We start from the raw sequence: 23,944 nt of genomic DNA, 5'->3' as shown, positions 1-23,944 counted from the left end.
CTCACGGCGGGAACAGAAACGGAGACGGCGATGAAGGCCTTCATGGTCGAGAAGTACGGCGACGCGGCCGGAATGCGCGTCACCGCCGTGGTGCGGGACCGCGACCGCACGCCTTACCGATCCGACGTGCTGCTGCGGGAGTTCACCGAGGCGGAATGGGACCGGCTGCTGGAGGTGGTCGCGGACCGCTCGGGCCATATCGCCGCCCTGCTGGACCGCGATATGCCTCCGCAGCTGGCCGAGGACGCGGCGGCCGTGGGCGTCGAACTGCTGCCGGGGATAGGCGATCTGGAGCCGGAGTGCGGTTGCGAGGCGTGGGACCACTGCCCGCACACCGCCGCGCTCTGCTACCAGCTGGGCCGGCTGCTGGACGAGGATCCGTATCTGCTGCTCCTGATGCGCGGACGCGGGGAGCGGGAGTTGCTGGACGAGCTCCAGGTGCGCAGCGCGGCACGGGCCGCACCGCACCTCCCACGGGCGGCGGAGGACGCCTCTCCCCCGGCTCCGGAAGGTGTACCGGCCCGGGAGGCGTTCGCCGCACCCGGTCCGCCGCCGCTGCCCGCACCGCCGCCCGCCGTCGCGGCGCCCGGCCGTCCTCCGGCGCTGGCGGGCGGCACGGACCCGGCCGAGGGGCTGGACGTCGCCGCGCTGGAGTTCCTGGCGGCGGACGCCGCCGTACGCGCCCAGCGGCTGCTGGCCGAGGCCCTCTCGCCCGGCCACGCCTCCTCTCCGATCCCGGCCGCGCTGACGGTGTGGCAGGACACGGTGCGGCTGACCGCCGCCGGTCCCCCGGCGCCGATCGCCGCCCGGCTGGCGGCCGGCTGCGGGCGCGACCGCGCCGATCTGGCGCGGGCCGTCCGTGCCTGGGAGCACGGCGGGGCCGCCGCGCTCAGCGTTCTGGAGGAGGAGTGGGTGCCGGACGCGGCAGCCCTCGCGCGTGCCCGCGTCCAGCTCGCCGCCGCCTGGGAGGAGGACGAGCAGGCGCCCGAACTGCGCGCCGTGGGGAACCGCTGGACCGTGGTGGGCGCCGATCTCCAGGTGCGCTACGGACGCGACGGCCACTGGTGGCCGTATCGCAAGGAACGCGGCCGCTGGTGGCCGGCGGGCCCGGCCGGACACGATCCGGCGGCGGCGCTGGCGATGCCCGGCGCCGGCGGCTGACGCGGCCCGTGGCCGGTGGCGGCATCCGTCCGCCACCGGCCACGGGCCGGGATGGGCCGCCCGGCGTCGGCCGCGCCGCCCCTGAGGGAGGAGCGCGCCCCGGCCCGCCGGCCCAGCGCGGAGGCGGCCTCGCGGTCGCCCCTTCCCGTCCGCCGTTCCGTGGCCGGTGAGGGCGGACGGGACCGGTGGCAGATCCAGCCGGACCGAAGGGGGGCGGGGCGGCAACCTTTGGGTGGGCCGTGGAGACCGTAAGGGCGTCAACCCCCTCGGCACGTCTCCACGGGACGGAGTCACCGACCATGACCCTCAGCCCACGGCGCCCCCGGCGGCGCCGCCCCGCTCCGCTCATCGGCTCCCTGGCCCTGGCCACGGGTGTCGGGCTCGTCGCCGCCCCGGCCGCCGGCTGGCTCGGCGACGGTGCCCGGGCCCATGCCGCCACGCCCCCGGCCGCGGCGGCCACCATCGTGGTGGCCAAGGACGGCAGCGGCAACTACACCACCGTGCAGGCGGCCGTAGACGCGGTGCCGGCCAACAACCCGTCCGCCGTCACCATCTCCGTCAAGCCCGGCACCTACCGCGAGACGGTGAAGGTCCCGGCCAACAAGCCGCATATCCGGCTGGTCGGCACGACGAGCGGCAAGAACGATGTGACGATCGTCTACAACAACGCCTCCGGCACCCCCAAGCCCGGCGGAGGCACCTACGGCACCAGCGGCAGCGCGACCGTCGCCGTCGAGGCCGATGACTTCCAGGCCCGCAATCTGCAGTTCGTGAACGACTTCAACGAGGCCAACAGCTCCATCACCGACAAGCAGGCGGTGGCGCTGCGCACCGCGGGCGACCGCATCGTCCTGGATAACATCGGGGCGGTCGGGGACCAGGACACCCTGCTGCTGGACTCGGCGAGCAAGTCCACTGTGGGCCGGGTGTACATCAACAACGCCTGGATCCAGGGGAACGTCGACTTCATCTTCGGCCGTGCCTCCGCCGTCATCAACAAGTCGGCGATCCGGCTCGCCAAGCGCTACGACGGCAGCTCCGGCGGCTATGTCGCGGCGCCCTCGACGGCGGCCGGAAAGAAGGGCTTCCTGTTCATCAACAGCAACATCACCGGGGATGTCAGCAGCCGGTCGTTCTACCTCGGCCGCCCGTGGCACGCCGGCGGCGACGCCAGCCTCGATCCGCAGGCGATCGTCCGCAATACGGATCTGTCAGCGGCGATCAAGACCACTCCGTGGACGGACATGAGTGGCTTCCCCTGGAAGGACGACCGCTTCGGGGAGTACAAGAACACCGGCGCCGGTTCCGGCGCGGCGAGCACCGACCGGCCGCAGCTGACCGACGCCCAGGCCGCGGACTACGAGATCGCCGACTGGCTCGGCGGCTGGCAGCCGTCGGCCTGACGATGAGCCCCGGCCGCCGGTCCCGTCGGGGGGCGGGACCGGCGGCCGGACACGGTCAGCCGCGCGCGGCGAGCAGATGGTCCATGGCGAGCTGGTCCAGACGCTCGAAGGCCATACCGCGCTCGGCGGCCGCCTCGACGTCGAAGTCCTCGAAGGCGGTGCGGTCCGCGAGCAGCGCCGCCGGGGTCTCGCCCTCCTGAAGGGTCGGCTCGCCCAGCTGGTCCAGGCGCGAGGCACGCAGCGCCTCCTGGACCTCGGGGTCGGCGCGGAAGGCGGCCGCCCGCTCCTTGAGGATGAGGTAGTTGCGCATGCAGCCCGCCGCCGAGGCCCAGACGCCCGAGATGTCCTCGGTGCGCGGGGGCTTGAAGTCGAAGTGGCGCGGGCCCTCGTAGCCGCCCGTCTCCAGCAGATCGACGAGCCAGAAGCCGGCCCGCAGGTCGCCCGCGCCGAACCGCAGGTCCTGGTCGTACTTGATGCCGTTCTGGCCGTTGAGGTCGATGTGGAAGAGCTTGCCCGCCCACAGTGCCTGGGCGATGCCGTGCGGGAAGTTCAGCCCGGCCATCTGCTCATGGCCGACCTCCGGGTTGACGCCGTACAGTTCGGGCCGCTCCAGCCGCTCGATGAAGGCCAGCGCGTGGCCGACGGTCGGCAGCAGGATGTCGCCGCGCGGCTCGTTGGGCTTGGGCTCGATGGCGAAGCGCAGATCGTAGCCCTGCTCGGTGACGTAGGCGCCGAGCAGGTCGAACGCCTCCTTCATCCGGTCGAGCGCGGCGCGCACGTCCTTGGCCCCGCCGGACTCCGCGCCCTCTCGGCCGCCCCAGGCCACATAGGTCTCGGCGCCCAGTTCGGCGGCGAGGTCGATGTTGCGTATGGTCTTGCGCAGCGCGTAGCGGCGCACGTCGCGGTCGTTGGCGGTGAAGGCGCCGTCCTTGAAGACGGGATGGGTGAAGAGGTTGGTGGTGGCCATGGGCACGCTCATCCCGGTGGCGTCCAGGGCCTGCCGGAAGCGCTTGATATGCGATTCGCGCTCGGTCGCCGAGGCCCCGAAGGGGATGAGGTCGTCGTCGTGGAAGGTGACGCCGTACGCGCCGAGTTCGGCGAGCCGGGTCACGGACTCCACGGGGTCGAGCGCCGGGCGGGTGGCGTCCCCGAACGGGTCCCGGCCCTGCCAGCCGACCGTCCACAGTCCGAAGGTGAACCTGTCCTCGGGGGTGGGGTTGTAGCTCATCGCGGCTCCTCGCCTATTTCGTCATGGCGCTTTACAAATTAGTATGCGCGAGCATTCCGGGGAAGCCCCGTTCCACCCGCACACCGCACGACCCATGGACGCAAGGGAGAGCGCGAGATGGCAGCAGCAGCCGTGCCCGTGCCGCAAGGACCGCTCGTCGTCGGCGTGGACAGCTCCACGCAATCGACCAAGGCGCTCGTCGTCGACTCCGCGACCGGTGCGGTCGTCGCCCGGGGACAGGCCCCGCACACCGTCGATGGCGGCAGCGACGGCACCGGTAAGGAGTCCGTCCCGGAGCAGTGGTGGGAGGCGCTGACCGAGGCGCTGCGGCAATGCGGCAATCCGGCCCGGGAGGCGGCCGCGGTCTCCGTGGGCGGCCAGCAGCACGGCCTGGTCACCCTCGACGCCTCGGGCCGCTCGGTGCGGCCCGCCCTGCTGTGGAACGATGTGCGCTCCGCGCCGCAGCGCGACCGGCTCATCGAGGAGCTGGGCGGCCCGAAGGCATGGGCGGAGCGGGTCGGCAGCGTGCCCGCGCCCGCCTTCACCGTCACCAAGTGGGCCTGGCTCATGGAGAACGAGCCGGAGGCGGCCCGCGCCACCGCGGCCGTCCGGCTCCCCCACGACTACCTCACCGAGCGGCTCACCGGCTATGGGACCACCGACCGCGGCGACGCCTCGGGCACCGGCTGGTGGTCCTCGGCCACCGAGTCCTACGACGAGGAGATCCTGGACCGGGCCGGGCTCTCCCCCGAGCTGCTGCCGCGCGTGCTGCGCCACGGCGAGGCCGCCGGGACCGTACGGGAGCTGCCCGATCTGCCGCTGCCCACCGGCGCCCTGGTGGCCACCGGCACGGGCGACAACATGGCGGCCGCCCTGGGGCTCGGCCTGCGCCCGGGGCAGCCGGTCCTCAGCCTGGGCACCTCCGGCACCGTCTACGCGGTCTCGGCCCACCGGCCCGCCGACCCCAGCGGGGTGGTCGCGGGATTCGCCGACACGCGGGACGCCTGGCTGCCGCTGGCGTGCACGCTCAACTGCACGCTCGCGGTGGACCGGATCGCGGCGCTGCTGGGCCGCGACCGGGAGGCGGTGGAGGCGGGCGGCTCGGCCGTGCTGCTGCCGTTCCTCGACGGCGAGCGCACCCCTCATCTGCCCCACGCCTCGGGGCTGCTGCACGGTCTGCGCCACGACACCACACCGGGGCAGGTGCTTCAGGCCGCCTACGACGGGGCCGTCTTCGCCCTGCTCACCGCGCTGGACCAGGTACTGGACGCGGACGCGGCGCCCGACGCCCCGCTGTTGCTCATAGGGGGTGGCGCCAAGGGCACGGCGTGGCGGGAGACGGTCCGGCGGCTGAGCGGACGCCCGGTTCAGGTGCCCCGGGCCGAGGAACTGGTCGCCCTCGGGGCCGCCGCGCAGGCCGCGGGGCTGGTGCTGGGCGAGGACCCGGCGGCAGTGGCACGGCGCTGGGCGACCGCCGAAGGGCCGTCCTACGGTCCGGTGCCCCGCGACGAGGCGGCGCTGGAGCGGCTCTCCCGGGTGCTGGCGGACGCGGAGGGCCTGCTGCGCCACGCGTGAGCGCCGTACGGCCTCGGCCGGACGGACCGGTGTCGTACCGGCCCGGCACAATGAGCGGATCGGGCGAGAGGAGACAGATACACGTGGCAGCTCCACTGCCCAACACCCAGCAGGCGATGCGCCGGCGCAATCTCTCCCTCGTGCTGCGCGCCGTGGCCGCCCACGGCCCGCTGTCCCGTGCGTCGGTGGCGGCCCGTGTGGGGCTCACCCGGGCCGCCGTCTCCACGCTCGTCGACGAGCTGATCCGGGACGGGCTGCTGGTCGAGCTGGGCCCCTCCCGGCCCGGTACGGTCGGCCGCCCCGGCAGCGCCCTGCAGCTCAATGAGCGCGGTCCGGCCGGACTCGGCGCGGAGATCGGGGTGGACCATCTCGCGGTGTGCGCGGTGGACCTCGCCGGGCGGGTGCGGGCCCGCACCGAGATAGCCTCGGCGAACCGCGACCGTGCACCGGCCCCGGTGCTCACCCAGCTCTCCTCCCTGGTCCGGCAGGTCGCGGTGGAGGCGGAGCTGGCCGGGCTGCGGCCGGTGGGGCTCTCGGTGGCGGTGCCCGGTCTGGTGGCGCGGGACTCCTCGCTGATCGTCCGCGCCCCCAACCTGGGCTGGGAGGGGGTGGACATCGGCCCCGAGCTGCGCACGGCGCTGCCCGGTCTGCCGGTCACCGTCGACAACGAGGCGAATCTGAGCGCGCTCGCCGAGCTGTGGCGGGGCGGCCACGACCCCGCGCCCCGGGATTTCGTCCATGTCTCGGCCGAGATCGGCATCGGTGCCGCGGTCGTGCTGGAGGGGCAACTGCTACGCGGCACCCACGGTTTCGCGGGCGAGCTGGGCCATGTGCCGGTGCGTCCCGAGGGGCCCGAGTGCGCCTGCGGCGGCCGCGGCTGTCTGGAGCAGTACGCGGGCGAGGAGGCGGTGCTGCGGGCGAGCGGCCTGTCCCCGAGGAGGCCGCGGCCCAGCACCCGGGCCCCGGCGGCCGTATCACCGTGCTGGCCGTAAGGGCGGCGAGCGGCGACCAGCGGGTGCGGCGCGCGCTGCGCGGCGCGGGCTCGGCGCTCGGGATCGCCCTCGCGGGCGCGGTGAACCTCCTCGACCCGGAGAAGGTAGTGCTCGGCGGCGCACTGACGCCGCTGGCGCCCTGGCTGCTGCCCGCCCTGGAGCGGGAGTTGGGACGCCGGCTCACCGACCCGGCCCGTCCGGGCAGCGGGGCGGTGACCGTCTCCCGGCTCGGCCCGGACGGTCCCCTGCTGGGCGCGGCCAACTCGGTGGTGCAGGCGGTCCTCGACGATCCGGCGGGGTTCAGGGACCCGGCCGGGTCCGGTGAGCCTGCCGGGATCAGAGGAAGCGATGCATGATGTGCAGCCCCACATAGCCCTTCGTGGGGTGGTCGAACGCCTTGGGGACGGTGCCGATGACCTCGAAGCCCAGTGAGCGCCACAGCGCCACCGCCTGGGTGTTGCTCTCCACCACGGCGTTGAACTGCATCGCCTTGTAGCCTTCGGCGCGCGCCCACGCCAGGACATGCTCCCCCAGGGCCCGGCCCACACCGCGCCCGCCGTGCTCGGGCGCCACCATGAAACTGGCCCCCGCGATATGCGCGCCCGGTCCCATGTGGTTGGGGTTCATCTTGGCCGAGCCCAGGACCGTGCCGTCGGGATCGGTGGCGACAGCGGTACGGCTCGGGGGGCTCGGCATCCAGATGTCGCGGGCCCGGTCCTCGTCCAGGTCGCGAGGGTAGGTGTAGGTCTCACCCGCGGCGACGATGCGGCGCAGGAAAGCCCAGATGGCAGGCCAGTCCTCGGCGGTGGCGGTCCTGATCAGCATGCGGGCCAGCATGGCGGTGCGGGCGACGGCGCGCGAGGGATTTTCCCGCCGCCGCCCGCGAGGTGTCAGCGGGCCGCGCGCAGGAACGCCTCCAGCCCCGCCAGGTCGTCGGTGTTGAGGTAGTCCACATCGGCGGCCAGGAGCTCACGCCACAGGGCGTCGCGCTCCGGTCCGGCCACGTCCGGGGTGGCCCAGAAGCGCACGGTCTGCCGGGCGGCGTGTGCGGAGGCGACGAGGCGGTGCAGCGTCTCGCGCTCCGCCCGCGGCATCGGACCGGTCCCCGTCCAGGTGAAGGTCTTGGTCCAGTCGGCGCTGATGAGCGGGATGAAGGAGGCGGGCACGCCCGAGCCGAGATCCTCCAGACGTCCGTCGTAGAAGGCGTGGCGCACCTTCGCGGCCTCCATGGGGGCCCGTGCGCCGCGGTCACCGGAGATGACGGCCGTCACCGCGCCGCGGCGCACCCGGCCGTCCACCCCGCCGTAGGCGGCGCTGAACAGGGGGCCGTAGTGGCGCAGCCGCTTGGCCAGCTCCAGGTAGGTGGCCTCCCCGGCGGTCTTGAGGTCGATCAGCAGCTGCAGCGACAGGTCGTGGCCGCGGTAGACCCGGCCGCCATTGGCCTTCACCCGCCGGGCCAGCGGGTCGAGGTAGAGCGACTCCAGAGTGCGGGTGGGGTCGAGGTCGGTGGCGTCGTGCGCGACCAGCAACTCGCCCTCGACCAGCCAGATGTCGGCCTCGACGCTGCCGAAGCCGTGGGAGAGCGCGTCGAGGAGCGGACGGGGGTGCTCGTAGTCGTTGTGGGCGTGGGCTCTGGCCAGCGGCCGCTTGCCCTTCGAGAGGTCCTTCGAGCCGTCCTTCGAGACGGACGTGGTGCCGAACGAGCTGGCCGTGCTGGCGAACGCGGGCGCGGCCGCGCCGCCCGCCAGAGCGGCTCCGAGGGTGACGACAAAGGCACGGCGTGTACGGCGGACCATGGGGGCCTCCCGGCTCTCGTCCCGGCCTGGTGCCGGATACGCAGGATGGACGCCAGTGAGTATCGGGCGGAGTCGCGCCCAAAGGGCAGTGCTGCGCGAAGAGTTCCACGGGTGGTCCCCGGCCATTTCCTCACCGTTCCCGGGGTGCCGAGGCGAGGCCGCGGCGCCCGCCCGCGGCGGGCGCGCGACAGGTGAACGGGGGCCGGGTGAACGGACGGGGTCGCGGCGGCCGTCGGCCTGCGGCGCGCATTCGAAGTGTTTACCCGTCCGCGGCCGCCGACATAACCATCACCCAGGCACTCTTTTGAGTGAATGCACCACCCAAAGTCCGCTGATAGCTTGGCAGTTGCTCGAGCGGAATTTGTCCTCAAGGTCCGTACAGGGATGGGTGAGCATTCACGATGACGACGTCCGTTGAACCGGGTTCCGGTACCGGAAATTCGCAGCCGCAGTTGAGTCTCGGCACGGCGGCCGCGCGGAATCTGGCGACGACGACCAAATCCGTTCCGCAAATGCAGGGCCTCAGCTCCCGGTGGCTGCTGCGCATGCTGCCGTGGGTGCAGGTTCCGGGCGGTTCCTATCGTGTGAACCGCCGGGCGTCCCATACGCTCGGCGACGGCCGGGTGGAGTTCACCACCACCGGGTCCGAGGTGCGGGTCATCCCGGTCGAGCTGCGCGAGCTGCCGCTGCTGCGCGGTTTCGAGGACGCCTCGGTGCTCGGGGCCCTGGCGGACCGCTTCACCCAGCGGGAATTCGCGCCGGGCGATGTGCTGGTCGAGGCCGGGCGCCCGGCCGATGAGCTTCTCCTCATCGCCCATGGCAAGGTCGAGAAATTGACCGAGGGCGCGTTCGACGAACCCGCTGTGGTCGGCTCGGCCGCCGGCGGCGACCACATCGGGGAGCCGGAGCTGACCGCCGCCCAGGCGGGCACCTGGGGCATCACCGTGAAGGCCGTGACCTCCTGCACCGTGCTGGCCCTGCCCCGGCAGGAGTTCGAGGAGCAGCTGGACCGCTCACCCCAGCTGCGGGCGCATGTGGACGGGGTGCGCTCGGCGCCGGAGGCCGAGCAGAACGAGCACGGGGAGGCGGCCATCGCGCTGGCCTCAGGACATTCGGGCGAGCCGGTCCTGCCGGGCACCTTCGCGGAGTACGAACTGGCACCGCGCGAGTACGAGCTGAGCGTGGCCCAGACCGTACTGCGCGTCCACACCCGCGTCGCCGACCTCTACAACGAGCCCATGAACCAGGTAGAGCAGCAGCTCCGCCTCACCATCGAGGCCCTGCGCGAACGCCAGGAACACGAGCTCGTCAACAACCCCGAGATCGGCCTGCTGCACAACGCCGACCTCTCCCAGCGCATCCACACCCGCAGCGGACCGCCCACCCCCGACGACCTCGACGCGCTGCTGGCCACCGTCTGGAAGGACCCGGGGCTGATCCTGGCGCATCCGCGCGCCATCGCGGCGATCGGCCGGGAGTTCAACGCCCGTGGCATCTCCCCGCAGCCCACGGAGGTGAACGGCCATGCGATGCCGGCCTGGCGGGGCGTGCCCATCTTCCCGTGCAACAAGATTCCGGTGTCCCGAAGCGGGGTGACCTCGATTCTCGTCCTGCGCACCGGGGAGGAGAACCAAGGGGTCATCGGACTGCACCGCACCGGAATTCCCGACGAATACCAGCCGAGCCTCTCGGTGCGGTTCATGGGAATCAGCGAGCAGGCCATCATCTCGTATCTCGTCAGCGCCTACTATTCCGCGGCCGTGCTCGTCCCCGACGCGCTCGGAATTCTGGAGAACGTGGAAATCGGGCTCTGACGCCCGCCCGACCGGGCCCGTGGCCTTCGCATACCTTCCCGAAGATCTACCGAAATGGGTGATGAGCACTTATGACCACTTCCGTGGAGTCCGGTGAGCAGCCGCTGAGTCTGGGCACGGCCGCCGCACGGAATCTGGCGACCACCACCAAGTCCGTTCCGCAGATGCAGGCCATCTCCTCCCGGTGGCTGCTGCGCGTCCTCCCCTGGGTGCAGGTGTCGGCCGGTACGTACCGGGTGAACCGCCGACTGACGTACACGGTCGGAGACGGTCGGGTGGAGTTCATCAGCACCGGATCGCAGGTGCGGGTCATCCCGCCGGAGCTGGGCGAGCTGCCGACGCTGCGCGGCTTCGGGGACACCGCCGTACTGGAATCGCTGGCCGACGGGTGCGTCCAGCGCGAGTACGCGCCCGGGGATGTGCTGGTGGAGGCGGGCCGCCCGGCCGACCAGGTGTTCCTGATCGCCCACGGCAAGGTCCGCCAGGTCGCCCCCGGCGCCTATGACGAGGGCACCACGCTGGCGGTGCTGGCCGACGGGGAGTACTTCGGCGACGCGGTGCTGACCGGTCCGGAGCACACCTGGGAGTTCACCGTCCGGGCCGTCACCCGGACCACGGTGCTCACCCTCCCCCGCCGTGTCGTCCAGGAGGCCGCCGACCGCTCCGATGCGCTGCGCGACCATCTCCAGGGGCTTTCGGAGCGGTCCGCGCCCGCTCAGAACCGGCGTGGTGAGGCCGATATCGCCGTCGCGTCCGGCCACGCGGGCGAGCCGGTCCTGCCGGGCACGTTCGTGGACTACGAACTGGCACCGCGCGAGTACGAGTTGAGCGTGGCCCAGACCGTACTGCGCGTCCACACCCGCGTCGCCGACCTCTACAACGAGCCCATGAACCAGGTCGAGCAGCAGCTCCGCCTCACCATCGAGGCCCTGCGCGAACGCCAGGAACACGAGCTCGTCAACAACCGCGAATTCGGCCTGCTGCACAACGCCGACCTCTCCCAGCGCATCCACACCCGCAGCGGACCGCCCACCCCCGACGACCTCGATGAGCTGCTGGCACGGCGCCGCAAGACCCAGTATCTGCTGGCGCATCCGCGCACCATCGCCGCCTTCGGGCGTGAGTGCAGCGACCGTGGTCTGTATCCGCAGGGCATCGAGGTGGCCGGGGTCGCGGTGCGGGCGTGGCGCGGGGTTCCGCTGCTGCCCTGCAACAAGATCCCGATCAGCGAGTCGGGCACCAGCTCCATCCTGGCGATGCGCACCGGGGAGGAGAGCCAGGGGGTCATCGGTCTGCATCAGACCGGTATCCCGGACGAGTACGAGCCCAGTCTGAACGTCCGCTTCATGGGCATCAGCGAGCAGGCCGTGACGTCCTATCTGGTCTCCGCCTACTACTCGGCCGCGATTCTGGTGCCCGACGCGGTCGGTGTGCTGGAGGACGTCGAGATCGGCCGCTGAGCCCGGGCGGAAGAGGCCGGTCGCCGCGGGCGTGGGTCAGGGACGGACGCTGCTGACCACGTCCGCGGTGGCGGCAAGCCCCTCGGAGATGGTGGGCGCCACGCTGCTGCTCGCCAGGTAGAAGCCCAGCGTCACACAGACCAGCGCATGCGAGATGCGCAATCCGCCGCTGCGGAGGAAGACCACCGTCAGGATCAGAAGCAGCAGGACCACGGAGATGGAAATGGCCATGGGGAGCCTCCTCGGCCACGGAGCATCGGAATCCGGCCGTCAGTGTGGCCCAGAATCGCCCCTGCACCGCCGTCGGCTGGTGCTCCATACGGGTGCCGATCTGCTGTGCGGGTTACTCCCCGGCGATCGCCCCTCGGTGGTGAGCGGGCGTGGCGAGCCGTCTGAGGCGTCGGCGCGGACCAGCTCGGCGGCCATCTCGCCGATCATGACGCAGGCCGCGTTGGTGTGGGCCGTGACGATCGACGGCATGATCGGTCCATCGGCGATCCGCGGCCCCTCGACGCCCCGGACGCGCAGCCGGGGGTCGACCACGGTTGAGCCGCAGCGGGCCGCCGGTGCCGCGGAAGCGGCGGTCACGGCCCTCGGTGTGCTCGATGGCGCGGAAGATCTCCAGCGCCGACGCGGCGTCCCAGCCGGTGCAGCCGTCGGCGGCCCATGCGTCGAAGGTGCCGAGGTGGCCGCGGACGTAGGTCATCGCGTTGATGCTGCTGGAGCCGCCGAGCACCTTGCCGCGCGCGGCGGCCTGCGGATGCCCGGCCAGCCCCGGCTGCGGGACGGTGGTGTAGCCCCAGTCGTGCTCACCGCCGATGAGGGTGAACCACGCGGTGGGGTCGTGGATCTGCTCGGCCGCGTCGTCCTTCCCGGCCTCCAGCAGCAGCACCCGCGTGTCCGGGATTTCCGTCAACCGGGCCGCGACCACCGCGCCGGCCGAGCCCGCGCCCACCACGATGTAGTCGAAGTCGCTCATCATGTGCCCCTGTTCCGGCCTCGCCCGACGTGCCGCACGACCGTTCGCCACCGGAGCGCCGAACAGCCGTGCGGCACTCCAGTGGCGTGATCGCGGGACGGGGGCGGGTTCGCCGGGCCCGGCCGGTCAGCCGGTGGGGGCCGCCAGATCCACCAGCCCGGCGAGCGCCTGCCGGTGGCGGCCGGGGGTGCCCAGCGCGATCTCATCGCTCTTGGCCCGCTTGAGATACAGATGCGCCGGGTGCTCCCAGGTCATGCCGATACCACCGTGCAGCTGGACGCACTCCTCGGCCGCGCGCACCGCCACCTCGGCGCAGTGCGCCTGGGCCACGGCCACCGCGACCGGTGTGTCCGGGCTGTCCGTGGCCAGCGCGTCGGCCGCGTACCGGGCGGTGGCGCGCGCCGAGACCAGCTCCAGCCACAGTGCGGCCATCCGGTGCTTGAGCGCCTGGAACGAGCCGACGGGGCGCCCGAACTGATGGCGCTCCTTGGTATGGCGGACGGTCTCGGTCAGACACCATTCGGCCACGCCCAGCTGCTCGGAGGCGAGCAGCCCGGCCCCGGTCAGCAGCGCCCGCTCGATGGCCGTCGCGGCCCGGTCGGGCCCGGCCAGCCGGCGGGCCGGGGCGCCGGCGAGAGTCACCGCGGCGAGCGGGCGGGTGAGGTCGAGCGAGGTGAGGGGTTCGACGGTGACGCTGGTCTCGGCGGTCTCCACGGCGTACAGCCCGTATCCGTCCGCGCCGGTGGCGGGGACGAGGAGGACATCGGCGCCCGCCGCGCCCGCGACACCGGAGACCTGGCCGCTGAGCGTTCCGTCGCCGTCGGCGCGTACGGTCGCGGCGGGCGGGCCGGACACACCGGCCGTGGTGGACAGCGGCACCGCGAGCGTGCCCACCGTGCGGCCCTCGGCGAGCGCGCCGAGCAGCCGGGCCACCGGCTCCTGGCCGGTGTCGCAGCCGAGCAGGGCACCGGCGGCGAGGACGGCGCTGGTGAGGTAGGGCACGGGGGCGACGGTGCGGCCGAGCTCCTCCATGACGACGGCCGCCTCGCGCGCGGTGGCGCCCTGGCCGCCGAGCTTGTCGGGGACCAGCAGCCCGGCGGTGCCCATCTCGGCGCCGAGCGCGCCCCACAGCGCGACGTCGTGGGCCCGGCCGCTCTCGGCCTCGGAGAGCACGGTGGCGGGCGGGCAGCGGTCGGTGAGCAGCGACCGTACGGCCGCGCGCAGGTCGTCCTCCGCCTCGGAGTAGAGCAGGTCCGGGGTGCTCATCGGGGCAGGTCCTTCCACGGGACGTCCTTGTCGGTCCGCGGCTCGGGCGGCAGGCCCAGGACGCGTTCGGCGATGATGTTGAGCAGCACCTCCGAGGTGCCGCCCTCGATGGAGTTGCCCTTGGCACGCAGATAGCGGTAGCCGGCCTCGCGTCCGGTGAAGTCCACCAGTTCCGGGCGGCGCAGGGTCCAGTCGTCGTAGCCCAGCCCCTCCTCCCCCAGCAGCTCGACCTCCAGCGCGCTGATGTGCTGGTTGAGGCGGGCGAAGGCGAGTTTCATGGCCGAGCCCTCGGGGCCGGGCTGGCCGACCGCGAGCTGCTGGCGCAGCCGCTCGCCCGCGAGCCGGGCCGCCTCGGATTCCATCCACAGCCGCAGCAGCCGCTGGTGGAGGTCGTGGGTACGCAGTTCGGGCCGCTCGCGCCAGGTGCCGGCGACCAGGCCGATCATGCCGCCCTCGCGGGGGACGCGGCCGCCGCCGATGGCGACCCGCTCGTTCATCAGGGTGGTCTGGGCGACGCGCCAGCCCTCGCCGATCTCGCCGAGCCGCCGGCTGTCGGGGATCCGGACGCCGGTGAGGAAGACCTCGTTGAACTCCGCCTCGCCGGTGATCTGGCGCAGCGGCCGGACCTCGACCCCGGGGTCGGTCATATCGCAGATGAAGTAGCTGATCCCGCGGTGTTTGGGCTGGTCGGGGTCGGTGCGGGCGATGAGGATGGCCCAGCGGGCGATATGGGCGCTGGAGGTCCAGACCTTCTGTCCGTCGACCACCCAGTCGTCGCCGTCGCGCACGGCCCGGGTGGCCAGGGCCGCGAGGTCGGATCCGGCACCGGGCTCGCTGAACAGCTGGCACCACACCTCCTCACCGGTCCACAGCGGACGCAGCAGCCGCTGCCGCTGCTCGTCGGTGCCGAAGCCGAGGATGGTGGGGGCGGCCATGCCCAGGCCGATGCCGATGCGGCGGGGGTCGTTGTCGGGAGCGCCGGCGGCCGCCAGCTCGGCGTCGACCACGGCCTGCAGAGAGCGCGGGGCGTCCAGGCCGCCGAGTCCGGCCGGGTAGTGCACCCAGGCGAGTCCGGCGTCGAAGCGGGCGCGCAGGAAGTCCAGGGGGGCGGTGGTGGCGGGCGGATGGGCGTCCAGGAGGTCGCGGACGCGGCGGCGCAGTTCGTCGGCGTCCACGGCGGGGTGCTGCCCGGTAGTGCTCATCGGGCGCCTCCGGCGGGCTGCCCGGGGACGACCACCACACGGCCGGTGGTCACGCCGTCGGCGACGCGCTGCACGGCGTCGGCCGCGCCCTCCAGCGGTACGCGCTCGCTGACCAGCGGCTTGACGGTGCCCTGTGCGGCGAGTTTGGTCAGCTCCTCGTGGCAGGCGCGGACCGCGGCCGGGTCGTGGGTGTTGTACAGGCCCCAGTGGAGGCCGAGGATGGCGTAGTTCTTGACCAGGGCGTGGTTGAGGGCGGCCTGGGGGACGATACCGCTGGCGAAGCCGACGACCACGATGCGGCCCTCGAAGGCGACGCATTTGACGGACTTGACGAAGGCGTCGCCGCCGACCGGGTCGTAGACGACGTCCGCGCCGCGTCCGCCGGTGGCCTCCTTGACGGCCGCCACGATGTCATCGGCACGCCGGTCGAGGACGAGGTCGCAGCCGAGCTCGCGGGCGACCCGGGCCTTGTCGTCGCCGCCGACGACCCCGATCACCGTCGCCCCGGCCGCCTTGCCGAGCTGGACGGCGGCGCTGCCGACCCCGCCCGCGGCGGCGTGCACCAAGAGCGTCTCGCCGGACTGGAGGCGGGCCCTGCGGTGCAGGCCGAACCAGCCGGTCTGATAGCCGATGTGCAGCGCCGCGGCCTCGGCGTCGTCCAGGGCATCGGGCGCGGGCAGCGCGGCCGCCGCCTCCACGGGCACCAGTTCGGCGAAGCCGCCGGCGGGGAGCGTGGGCGTGGCCAGGACGCGCGAGCCCACCTCGCCCTCGGCACCCTCGCCGACGGCGACGACCTCGCCGCACACCTCGACGCCGGGGGTGAACGGCAGGGGCGGCCGCACCTGGTACTGGCCGCGGCACAGCAGGGCGTCGGGGAAGTTGACGTTGACGGCCCGGACCCGCAGCAGCAGCTGTCCCGGTCCCGCCTGGGGATCGGGCACGTCGTCGAGGCGCATGACCTCACCCGGCTCGCCATTGTCGTGCACTCGCCATGCCTGCATCCGGTGGCCTCCACAAACGGATCGTCGGGACGCGGTACCCGCGCCGCGCGCACATACTAACCAGTCGGTACGACGAGGGAAACCGTCGCCGCCCGTCAGCCTTCCTGCCCTTCCCACCCGGCGGCGGATGAACTCTTGTGCAACTCTGGAGGCGCCCTTGAGCCCGGTGCGTCTGCAGGTAAAGGTGGACGGCGACATATCGGCTCGTTTCACGGCGAGCCGTTGCCGGAACGGGAACGGGAGAAACGACAGTGCCCGACGACAAGGCGATCAGCGAGGCCGAGATGGAGGCCCGGCTGCACGGCATCTGCTTCAAGACAGGGCCGCCGCGCCGCATCGGAGTCGAGCTCGAATGGCTCCTGTACGACCCGCACATCCCCGCACGACCCATCGAGGCGGCCCGGCTCGAAGCCGCGGTCACCGCCCTGCGCGGACTGCCGCTGCGGTCCGCCATCACCTTCGAACCCGGCGGCCAGGTGGAGCTCAGCTCCCTCCCGGCCGACTCCCTCACCGCGTGCGTGGAGTCCGCCGCCGCCGATCTGGTCCTCGTACGATCCCTCCTCTCCGGGCTCGGCCTCGGCCTGGCCGGCCATGGCCACGACCCCTGGCGCCCGCCGAGACGGTTCCTCACCACGCCCCGGTACGAGTGCATGGAGACCTACTTCGACCGCCGGGGGCCGGCCGGACGCTCCATGATGTGCAGCACCGCCTCCGTACAGGTCTGCGTGGACGCCGGGCACGAGGAGCCCGGACCGCTCGGCATGGCACGGCGCTGGCGGCTCGCCCATCTGCTGGGCGCGGTGCTGACCGCCGCGTTCGCCAACTCGCCCCTGCGCCAGGGCCGCCCCACGGGCTACCGCTCCACCCGGCAGGCGGTGTGGACGGCGATGGAGCCCGGCCGCACCCACGCCCCGCCCGACGGCGGCGATCCCCGCACGGCCTGGGCCGACTATGTGCTGGACGCACCCGTGATGGCCATCCGGGACGAGAAGGCGCCCTGGGCGGTGCCGTCCGGGGTGACCTTCCGCCGGTGGGCCCGGACGGGGCTGCCCCGGCCACCCACCCTCGACGATCTCGACTTCCACGCCTCCACGCTCTTTCCCCCCGTCCGCCCGCGCGGCCATCTGGAACTGCGCATGATCGACGCGCAGAGCGGTGAGGACGGCTGGATCGTCCCCCTCGCCGTCACGGTCGCCCTCTTCGACGATCCGCAGGCTGCTGAAACGGTTTACCGGGTGGTGAAGCCGCTCGCCGAGACGGCGGGCGCGCGCCCCGCACCGGGCAATCGGCTGTGGCGGGCCGCGGCGCGCCACGGTCTGGCCGACCCCGAGCTGCGCGCCGCCGCCGTCAGCTGCTTCGCCACGGCGCTGGACGCGCTGCCCCGCATCGGCGCCTCCCCCGCCGTCATCGCCGCCGTCGCCGACTTCACCGACCGCTATGTGGCCCGCGGCCGATGTCCCGCCGACGATCTGCTCGCTCCACTCACCGGTAAGGAGGGACGGTCATGACCGCCCCCGACTCCGACCTCACCATCGATCCCGAGGCGCTGCGCCGGCGCGCCGAGCTGGCACTGCGCACCGCGCGCGACCGCACCCACGCCCTCACCACATGCGTGGACGAGCCCGACCTCACCGCCCAGCACTCCCCCTTGATGTCCCCGCTGGTCTGGGATCTGGCGCATATCGGCAACCAGGAGGAGCAGTGGCTGCTGCGTGCGGTCGGCGGACGTGACGCGCTGCGCCCCGAGATCGACTCGATCTACGACGCCTTCGAGCATCCGCGCGCCGAGCGGCCCTCCCTTCCGCTGCTGGCACCCGCGGAGGCCCGCGGCTATGTCCACGAGGTGCGCGGCCGGGTGCTGGACATCCTGGAGCGGATCGAGCTGCGCGGCGCCCCGCTGATCGACGCGGGCTTCGCCTTCGGCATGATCGCGCAGCATGAGCAGCAGCACGACGAGACGATGCTCATCACCCACCAGCTGCGCCGCGGACCCGCCGCGCTCACCGCCCCGCCGCCGCCCGAGACGGCGGACGGCGCGGCGCTGCCCGAGGAGGTGCTGATCCCGGGCGGCCCGTTCACGATGGGCACCTCGACCGAGCCCTGGGCGCTGGACAACGAGCGGCCCGCGCACCACCGGCTGGTCCCGGCCTTCCACATCGACACCACACCGGTGACCAACGGCGCCTACGAGCGGTTCATAGCGGAGGGCGGCTACGGCGAGCGGCGCTGGTGGACGGCCGAGGGCTGGGCGTACGTCCAGGAGCACGGCCTCGCCGCCCCGCTGTTCTGGCGGCGCGAGGGCGGGCAGTGGCTGCGCCGCCGGTTCGGGGTGACCGAACCCGTGCCGCCCCAGGAGCCGGTGGTGCATGTGAGCTGGTACGAGGCGGACGCCTACGCCCGCTGGGCGGGGCGGCGGCTGCCGACCGAGGAGGAGTGGGAGAAGGCCGCCCGCCACGACCCGGACAGCGGCCGGTCCCGGCGCTATCCGTGGGGCGACGCCGACCCGGCCCCCGACCAGGCCAACCTCGGCCAGCGCCATCTGCGGCCCGCACCGGCCGGAAGCTATCCGAAGGGCGCCTCCCCGCTGGGGGTGCGGCAGCTCATCGGCGATGTGTGGGAGTGGACCTCGAGCGACTTCCTGCCCTACCCGGGGTTCCGTGCCTTCCCGTACCGCGAGTACTCGGAAGTCTTCTTCGGCCCGGCGCACAAGGTGCTGCGCGGCGGTTCCTTCGCGGTGGACGAGGTCGTCTGCCGGGGCACGTTCCGCAACTGGGACCTGCCGGTCCGCCGCCAGATCTTCTCGGGTTTCCGCACCGCGCGGGACGCGTCCTGATGTGCAGGCATCTGGCGTATCTCGGGCCGCGGACCCCCATCGGCGAGGTGGTCATGGCGCCCGAGCACAGCCTGTTCCGGCAGTCGTGGGCGCCGCGGCGGCAGGCGCACGGCACGGTCAACGCCGACGGGTTCGGCGTCGGCTGGTACGCGTCGGGCGACCCGGTGCCCGCGCGCTACCGCCGCGCCGGGCCCATCTGGGGCGATCTGTCGTTCGCCGACCTCGCCCGCGTGGTGCGGACCGGGGCGCTGATGGCCGCCGTAAGGGACGCCACCGAGGCGAGTGCGGACGGTGAGGCGGGCGCCTCGCCGTTCGCCGCCGGGACCTGGCTGTTCAGCCACAACGGGGCGCTCCGCGACTGGCCGCACGCGGTCGCGGACCTCGCCGCCTCACTGCCGCCCGTAGCTCTGCTCGGCCTGGAGGCACGGTGCGACTCGGCGTTCGTCTGGGCGCTGGTGCTGCGCCGGCTGCGGCTGGGCCATGAGCCGCCGGAGGCGCTGGCCGAGGCCGTCGAGCAGCTCGCCGGGGCATCCCCCGACTCACGGCTCAACCTGCTGCTCATGGACGGGGAGACCATCGCCGCCACCGCCTGGGGCGACACCCTGTGGTACCTGGCCGAACCGGACCGGGGCGTGGTGGTGGCCTCCGAGCCGTACGACCAGGATCCCGGCTGGACGGAGGTCCCCGACCGCACCCTGCTCACCGCCACCCGCACCGATGTACTGCTCACCGCCCTTAAGGAGGCTTCCCGTTGAGCCCCTTCACCGTCACCCGCACCCTGCCCGCCGATGCCACCGCGGCCGCGCTGCGCGCCGATGTGGCCGACGGGCTGACCAGCACCCCCAAACAGCTTCCGCCCAAGTGGTTCTACGACGCCCGGGGAAGCGCGCTCTTCGAAGAGATCACCCGGCTGCCGGAGTACTACCCGACCCGTGCCGAGCGGGAGATCCTCATCGCCCGCGCGGCGGAGATCGCCGATGCCACCGGGGCCCGCACCCTGGTCGAACTGGGCTCCGGCTCCTCGGAGAAGACCCGCCATCTGATCCGGGCACTGCCGGATCTGCGTGTCTACGTCCCCGTCGACGTGAGCGAGAGCGCACTGGAACTGGCCGGGGAGGCCCTGCTGGCCGAGCATCCACGGCTGACGGTGCACGCGCTGGTCGCCGACTTCATGAACGGGCTCGCGCTGCCCGACGACACCCCGGGTCCGCGGCTGCTGGCGTTCCTCGGCGGCACCATCGGCAATCTGCTGCCGGCCGAGCGGGCCGCGTTCTTCGCCTCGGTGAGCGAGCTGCTCGCACCCGGCGACGCGCTGCTGGTCGGCACCGACCTGGTCAAGGACGAGGCCACGCTGGTCTCCGCCTATGACGACGCGCAGGGGGTCACCGCGGCGTTCAACAAGAACGTGCTGGCGGTGCTCAACCGCGAACTGGGCGCCGACTTCGAGCCCTCCGACTTCGACCACGTGGCGGTGTGGAACGCCGAGGAGGAGTGGATCGAGATGCGGCTGAGGGCCCGTAAGGACCTCACGGCGAAGATCCCCGCCATGGATCTCGCGGTCCATTTCGCGGCCGGGGAGGAGGTCCGTACGGAGGTGTCCAGCAAGTTCCGGGAAGAGAAGGTGCGGGCCGAACTGGCCGCCGCGGGGATGGACTCGCGGCGCTGGTGGACCGACGCACAGGGCCGCTTCGCGGTGTCACTGGCCGTCCGCCGCTGACCGTTCGGCAGATCAACCGCACTCCGCCGCCCGGGGCCCCGGCCCCGGGCGGCGGCTCGTTCGCGGATGGGCTCGTCACCCTGCGTTCCGGTCGAACCACCGACGGAAATAGTGTGATGCACATCACATAAACGGAAGAGGGCCGCAGCACAGCGCGCTGTGGCCCTCTTTCCAGGCGATCCCCCTCTTGTTGTGGCCAAATCGGCCCCCTTATCTTTGGCCCGCCCGGCAGCGCGCCGCACCCGGCAGCACGAGAAGGAGCCGTCCATGCCCTTACGGGGACGCCACCGCCGTTACAAGCCCAACCGCATCTCCCGTGCCTCACTGAGCGTCACGGCGGGCGGCGCCGGAATCGCCCTTCCGCTCATCGGCGCCGCGGGCGCGTCCGCGGCCTCGGGCGAGACCTGGGACAAGGTCGCCCAGTGCGAGTCCACCGACAACTGGGACGTCAACACCGGCAACGGCTTCTACGGCGGGCTGCAGTTCACGCAGAGCACATGGGAGGCGTACGGCGGCACCGCCTACGCCGGACGGGCCGATCTGGCCACCAAGGACCAGCAGATCGCGATCGCCGAGAAGGTGCTCGACGGCCAGGGCCCCGGCGCCTGGCCGGTGTGCTCGGGGAAGGCCGGGCTGACCCGGGGCGACGCGGCGCCGCAGAGTGCGCCGAAGATCGTCAAGACCTCCGCCGCCCCGGTCAAGAAGGCACAGCGGGCCGAGAAGGCCCAGCAGGCGGCGGCGAGCAAGCCCACCCCCACCAGCCTCCCGGGGCACAACTCCACGAAGTCCGGCCGCTATGTGGTCGTCAGCGGCGACTCGCTGTCCGGTATCGCCGACTCCCACGATGTCACCGGCGGCTGGGAGGCGCTCTACGAGAGCAACCGCGAGGCGATCGGCGGCGATCCGGATCTGATCTACCCCGGTCAGAAACTCTCCCTGAAGGGCGGTAAAGCCACCGCCAAGCCCAAGGCGGAACCCGAGCACCACCACAAGGCCAAGCCCGAGCCCGAGCCCAAGCCGAAGCCCAAGGCGAAGCCCGCGCCGCGCCCGAAGGCCGAGAAGCCGCACAGCAGCCGGGAGCAGAACACCGAGCGCGTCGCCTCCTCGGGCTTCACCGCCCCGGTCAGCGGCGTCAACCCGAGCACCGCCTACCGTGCGGCCGGCTCCAGCTGGTCGAGCGGCTATCACACGGGCGTGGACTTCCCCGTCGGCATCGGCACCTCGGTGAAGGCCGTGGGCACGGGCCATGTGGTCTCGGCGGGCTGGGGCGACGCGTACGGCTATCAGGTGGTCATCCGGCATCCGGACGGCAAGTACAGCCAGTACGCCCACCTCTCGCAGCTGTCGGTGCGGGCCGGGCAGAGCGTCAACGGCGGCCAGCAGATCGGCCGTTCCGGCTCGACGGGCAACGCCACCGGACCGCATCTCCACTTCGAGATCCGCACCGGCCCCGGCTACGGCTCGGACGTCAATCCGCTCGCCTATCTGCGGTCACACGGCGTCAGCCTCTGATCCGGCGCCCGGGTGAGAGCCGGGGCAGGCGGGTGGATCGGGCCCCTGTGGTGAGCGTGGTGGCCCCCGGCCGGGCTGAGCCGGCCGGGGGGTGCGCGACGGACCGGCCATGCGGCACGGGCAAGGACCTCACCCGGAGCCAGGTCCCGCTGGGCGCCACCACCCCGATGCCGCTGAAGGGGTCGATGGTGGACGGCGCGCCGACACGGGGGGGCTGGCCTCCGGGAAAGTGGCCGAGGTGATCGGGGATCTGCCCTGCTGCGCGGATCTGGTGGACCGGATCACGGCCGAGGCCGCCACGGCCCTGGACCGGCCGACCGGCGGTCGTACAGTGGAGTGAAAGCGGCCAGACCATGACACGGGTAGTGGGAGGTCATCATGGCCGATCCCAAGGGTTTCCTCACCACACCCCGGCGTCTTCCGCCCCGCCGTCCGGTGGACGAACGGGTGCGGGACTGGAACGAGGTCCAGGCCCCCGGTGCCCTGCTGCCCATCATCAACGCCCAGGCGGACCGGTGCATGGACTGCGGCATCCCGTTCTGCCATGAGGGCTGCCCGCTGGGGAACCTCATCCCGGAGTGGAACGACCTGGTCTCCCGTGACGACTGGCTGCGCGCGAGCGAGCGGCTGCACGCGACCAACAACTTTCCCGAATTCACCGGCCGGCTGTGCCCGGCACCCTGCGAGAGCGCCTGTGTGCTGGCCATCAACCAGCCGGCGGTCACCATCAAGAACGTCGAGGTGGCCATCGCCGACCGGGCCTGGGAGAGCGGCTATGTGACCCCCAAGCCACCGGAGCGGCTGTCCGGCCGGACCGTCGCCGTCATCGGCTCGGGGCCCGCGGGCCTGGCCGCGGCCCAGCAGCTCACCCGCGCGGGACACACCGTGGCGGTGTACGAGCGCGACGACCGGGTGGGCGGGCTGCTCCGCTACGGCATCCCCGAGTTCAAGATGGAGAAGCGCCGGCTGGACCGGCGGCTGGGGCAGATGCGGGCGGAGGGCACCAAGTTCCGTCCCGGTCTGGACGTCGGCACCGATCTGGACGCCGCCGAGCTCAGGGCGCGCTACGACGCGCTCGTGATAGCGGTGGGCGCCCATTCCTGGCGCGAACTCCCCGTACCAGGAAGGGAGTTGGCCGGTATCCATCAGGCGATGGAGTATCTGCCGATGGCCAACCGGGTGCGCGAGGGCGATTACGCCCGGCCGCCGATCACCGCCGAGGGCAAGCATGTGGTCATCATCGGCGGCGGGGACACCGGCGCGGACTGTCTGGGCACCGTGCTGCGGCAGGGCGCCGCCTCCGTGACCCAGCTGGACATCCATCCCCGGCCCGGCGACGAACGGGCCGACGGCGAGCCGTGGCCCACCTACCCCAAGATCTACCGGATGTCCGCCGCCCATGAGGAGGCCATGGAGCTCGCGGCCTCTCCGGAGGCGGACGTGGACGCGCGGGTCTTCTCCGCGACCACCGTCCGCTTCGAGGGGACGGCACCGGACGCGCAGCGGCCGCACGGCGGCGTCCGCGCGCTGCGCCTGATCGGAGCCCGGGCCGACGGGCGGCCCGGGCCGGACGCGGAGCGGGTGCTCCGGGCCGATCTGGTGCTGCTGGCCCTCGGCTTCCGTGGCCCGGAGCGGGACAGCGGGCTGTTCGACCAGCTCGGGCTGGATCTCGACGAGCGCGGCACCGTCGCACGCGACGCGTCCTTCGCCACCGGCGCGGACGGGGTGTTCGTGGCGGGCGACGCGGGCCGTGGCCAGTCGCTGATCGTCTGGGCGATCGCCGAGGGCCGCTCCGCCGCGGCCGCCGTGGACCACTATCTCGCGGGTTCCACGACGCTCCCGGCACCGGTCGGGCCGGCCGACCGCCCGATGACGGCCTGACGGGGCGGCACTCCGATGGCCGACACCAGTGGCCGACACCAGTGGCCGGACACCTGCGCACGCGGACACCGGCACACGGACACCCGCACCCTGGACACGGACGCGCCTGGACACCGACACACCC

General features: G+C 72.8%; 19 protein-coding genes and 2 pseudogenes. 13 read left to right on the top strand and 8 right to left on the bottom strand.

From position 1 onward, the window contains the following. The first annotated feature begins 30 nt into the window (after positions 1–30). Together AS97_RS41850 and AS97_RS41845 are read left to right on the top strand one after the other, a co-directional pair. Entirely contained in the window at positions 31–1,161 is a 1,131-nt protein-coding gene (locus tag AS97_RS41850; RefSeq protein WP_247204663.1) for an SWF or SNF family helicase, read from the top strand. Positions 1,162–1,460: 299 nt separating this feature from the next. Continuing rightward, positions 1,461–2,564: a pectinesterase family protein gene (locus tag AS97_RS41845; RefSeq protein ID WP_210566731.1), complete on the top strand. Its 1,104-nt coding sequence runs from the start codon at positions 1,461–1,463 to the stop codon at positions 2,562–2,564. A gap of 55 nt (positions 2,565–2,619) precedes the next feature. Here AS97_RS41845 and xylA read toward each other — a convergent pair whose 3' ends face one another. After that, on the bottom strand, positions 2,620–3,792 hold the full coding sequence (xylA, locus tag AS97_RS41840) for a xylose isomerase (protein ID WP_210566730.1): 1,173 nt from the start codon (positions 3,790–3,792) through the stop codon (positions 2,620–2,622). A gap of 117 nt (positions 3,793–3,909) precedes the next feature. Here xylA and xylB point away from each other — a divergent pair, with 117 nt between their 5' ends. After that, complete coding sequence (gene xylB, locus AS97_RS41835; RefSeq protein WP_059142850.1) at positions 3,910–5,367, top strand: xylulokinase; 1,458 nt, start codon at positions 3,910–3,912, stop codon at positions 5,365–5,367. A 50-nt stretch (positions 5,368–5,417) separates the two neighbouring features. Then, positions 5,418–6,715 (top strand): annotated as a pseudogene (locus AS97_RS41830) (ROK family transcriptional regulator). On the opposite strand, the gene AS97_RS41825 reads toward AS97_RS41830, so the two are convergent. Then, complete coding sequence (locus tag AS97_RS41825) at positions 6,696–7,196, bottom strand: GNAT family N-acetyltransferase (RefSeq protein ID WP_059142852.1); 501 nt, start codon at positions 7,194–7,196, stop codon at positions 6,696–6,698. The pseudogene AS97_RS41830 and the gene AS97_RS41825 sit on opposite strands and share 20 nt — an antisense overlap. A gap of 53 nt (positions 7,197–7,249) precedes the next feature. After that, positions 7,250–8,155: a phosphatidylinositol-specific phospholipase C/glycerophosphodiester phosphodiesterase family protein gene (locus AS97_RS41820; RefSeq protein WP_125755325.1), complete on the bottom strand. Its 906-nt coding sequence runs from the start codon at positions 8,153–8,155 to the stop codon at positions 7,250–7,252. Between the two features lie 401 nt (positions 8,156–8,556). On the opposite strand from AS97_RS41820, the gene AS97_RS41815 reads away from it, so the two are divergent. Beyond that, positions 8,557–9,969, top strand: coding sequence for a family 2B encapsulin nanocompartment shell protein (locus AS97_RS41815; RefSeq protein WP_210566729.1), 1,413 nt, complete (start codon positions 8,557–8,559; stop codon positions 9,967–9,969). Positions 9,970–10,040: 71 nt separating this feature from the next. Continuing rightward, positions 10,041–11,429, top strand: coding sequence for a family 2B encapsulin nanocompartment shell protein (locus AS97_RS41810; RefSeq protein WP_086709874.1), 1,389 nt, complete (start codon positions 10,041–10,043; stop codon positions 11,427–11,429). Positions 11,430–11,465: 36 nt separating this feature from the next. Here the strand turns inward: AS97_RS41810 and AS97_RS41805 are convergent, their stop codons facing one another. The 5 genes from AS97_RS41805 to AS97_RS41780 all read right to left on the bottom strand — a co-directional run bounded on the left by AS97_RS41805 (position 11,466) and on the right by AS97_RS41780 (position 15,877). Then, on the bottom strand, positions 11,466–11,660 hold the full coding sequence (locus AS97_RS41805; RefSeq protein ID WP_020866016.1) for a hypothetical protein: 195 nt from the start codon (positions 11,658–11,660) through the stop codon (positions 11,466–11,468). A 112-nt stretch (positions 11,661–11,772) separates the two neighbouring features. Beyond that, a complete protein-coding gene (locus AS97_RS41795; protein ID WP_247204662.1) occupies positions 11,773–12,411 on the bottom strand; it encodes a GMC family oxidoreductase N-terminal domain-containing protein in 639 nt (212 codons plus the stop codon). 123 nt (positions 12,412–12,534) lie between these two features. Next, on the bottom strand, positions 12,535–13,674 hold the full coding sequence (locus tag AS97_RS41790) for an acyl-CoA dehydrogenase family protein (RefSeq protein WP_125755321.1): 1,140 nt from the start codon (positions 13,672–13,674) through the stop codon (positions 12,535–12,537). Then, positions 13,671–14,876, bottom strand: a complete 1,206-nt coding sequence (locus AS97_RS41785; RefSeq protein WP_210566727.1) for an acyl-CoA dehydrogenase family protein — start codon at positions 14,874–14,876, stop codon at positions 13,671–13,673. The genes AS97_RS41790 and AS97_RS41785 overlap by 4 nt, the downstream gene beginning before the upstream one ends. Next, positions 14,873–15,877 carry an NADPH:quinone oxidoreductase family protein gene (locus tag AS97_RS41780; protein WP_059142859.1) on the bottom strand — a complete coding sequence of 335 codons (1,005 nt, stop codon included), beginning with the start codon at positions 15,875–15,877 and terminating at the stop codon, positions 14,873–14,875. Before AS97_RS41780 ends, AS97_RS41785 begins: the two co-directional genes overlap by 4 nt. 251 nt (positions 15,878–16,128) lie before the next feature. On the opposite strand from AS97_RS41780, the gene egtA reads away from it, so the two are divergent. From egtA to AS97_RS41750, 7 genes and pseudogenes are all read left to right on the top strand, one after another. After that, a complete protein-coding gene (gene egtA, locus AS97_RS41775) occupies positions 16,129–17,385 on the top strand; it encodes an ergothioneine biosynthesis glutamate--cysteine ligase EgtA (protein ID WP_210566726.1) in 1,257 nt (418 codons plus the stop codon). Continuing rightward, positions 17,382–18,710 (top strand): ergothioneine biosynthesis protein EgtB, encoded by a 1,329-nt coding sequence (gene egtB, locus AS97_RS41770; RefSeq protein ID WP_125755316.1) that lies wholly within the window; start codon positions 17,382–17,384, stop codon positions 18,708–18,710. The genes egtA and egtB overlap by 4 nt, the downstream gene beginning before the upstream one ends. Then, complete coding sequence (egtC, locus tag AS97_RS41765; protein ID WP_059142861.1) at positions 18,710–19,465, top strand: ergothioneine biosynthesis protein EgtC; 756 nt, start codon at positions 18,710–18,712, stop codon at positions 19,463–19,465. Before egtB ends, egtC begins: the two co-directional genes overlap by 1 nt. Continuing rightward, positions 19,462–20,427, top strand: a complete 966-nt coding sequence (gene egtD / locus AS97_RS41760; RefSeq protein WP_059142862.1) for an L-histidine N(alpha)-methyltransferase — start codon at positions 19,462–19,464, stop codon at positions 20,425–20,427. Before egtC ends, egtD begins: the two co-directional genes overlap by 4 nt. A gap of 267 nt (positions 20,428–20,694) precedes the next feature. Then, on the top strand, positions 20,695–21,939 hold the full coding sequence (locus AS97_RS41755) for a transglycosylase family protein (protein WP_210566725.1): 1,245 nt from the start codon (positions 20,695–20,697) through the stop codon (positions 21,937–21,939). A 119-nt stretch (positions 21,940–22,058) separates the two neighbouring features. Next, positions 22,059–22,279: pseudogene (locus AS97_RS48060) on the top strand (nitronate monooxygenase); the annotation flags it as partial. Positions 22,280–22,317: 38 nt separating this feature from the next. Further along, entirely contained in the window at positions 22,318–23,820 is a 1,503-nt protein-coding gene (locus AS97_RS41750; protein WP_210566724.1) for a glutamate synthase subunit beta, read from the top strand. Positions 23,821–23,944: the final 124 nt, after the last annotated feature.

This window comes from Streptomyces sp. AgN23, assembly GCF_001598115.1.
Taxonomy (GTDB): domain Bacteria; phylum Actinomycetota; class Actinomycetes; order Streptomycetales; family Streptomycetaceae; genus Streptomyces; species Streptomyces antimycoticus.
The sequence above is the reverse complement of the archived record's forward strand: the minus strand, read 5'-3'. Positions and strand labels throughout refer to the sequence as shown.

Coding starts and splice junctions, on each gene's coding strand:
- AS97_RS41850 (WP_247204663.1), top strand. CDS start 31: ATGAAGGCCTTCATGGTCGAGAAGTACGGCGACGCGGCCGGAATGCGC.
- AS97_RS41845 (WP_210566731.1), top strand. CDS start 1,461: ATGACCCTCAGCCCACGGCGCCCCCGGCGGCGCCGCCCCGCTCCGCTC.
- xylA (WP_210566730.1), bottom strand. CDS start 3,792: ATGAGCTACAACCCCACCCCCGAGGACAGGTTCACCTTCGGACTGTGG.
- xylB (WP_059142850.1), top strand. CDS start 3,910: ATGGCAGCAGCAGCCGTGCCCGTGCCGCAAGGACCGCTCGTCGTCGGC.
- AS97_RS41825 (WP_059142852.1), bottom strand. CDS start 7,196: ATGCTGGCCCGCATGCTGATCAGGACCGCCACCGCCGAGGACTGGCCT.
- AS97_RS41820 (WP_125755325.1), bottom strand. CDS start 8,155: ATGGTCCGCCGTACACGCCGTGCCTTTGTCGTCACCCTCGGAGCCGCT.
- AS97_RS41815 (WP_210566729.1), top strand. CDS start 8,557: ATGACGACGTCCGTTGAACCGGGTTCCGGTACCGGAAATTCGCAGCCG.
- AS97_RS41810 (WP_086709874.1), top strand. CDS start 10,041: ATGACCACTTCCGTGGAGTCCGGTGAGCAGCCGCTGAGTCTGGGCACG.
- AS97_RS41805 (WP_020866016.1), bottom strand. CDS start 11,660: ATGGCCATTTCCATCTCCGTGGTCCTGCTGCTTCTGATCCTGACGGTG.
- AS97_RS41795 (WP_247204662.1), bottom strand. CDS start 12,411: ATGATGAGCGACTTCGACTACATCGTGGTGGGCGCGGGCTCGGCCGGC.
- AS97_RS41790 (WP_125755321.1), bottom strand. CDS start 13,674: ATGAGCACCCCGGACCTGCTCTACTCCGAGGCGGAGGACGACCTGCGC.
- AS97_RS41785 (WP_210566727.1), bottom strand. CDS start 14,876: ATGAGCACTACCGGGCAGCACCCCGCCGTGGACGCCGACGAACTGCGC.
- AS97_RS41780 (WP_059142859.1), bottom strand. CDS start 15,877: ATGCAGGCATGGCGAGTGCACGACAATGGCGAGCCGGGTGAGGTCATG.
- egtB (WP_125755316.1), top strand. CDS start 17,382: ATGACCGCCCCCGACTCCGACCTCACCATCGATCCCGAGGCGCTGCGC.
- egtC (WP_059142861.1), top strand. CDS start 18,710: ATGTGCAGGCATCTGGCGTATCTCGGGCCGCGGACCCCCATCGGCGAG.
- AS97_RS41755 (WP_210566725.1), top strand. CDS start 20,695: ATGCCCTTACGGGGACGCCACCGCCGTTACAAGCCCAACCGCATCTCC.
- AS97_RS41750 (WP_210566724.1), top strand. CDS start 22,318: ATGGCCGATCCCAAGGGTTTCCTCACCACACCCCGGCGTCTTCCGCCC.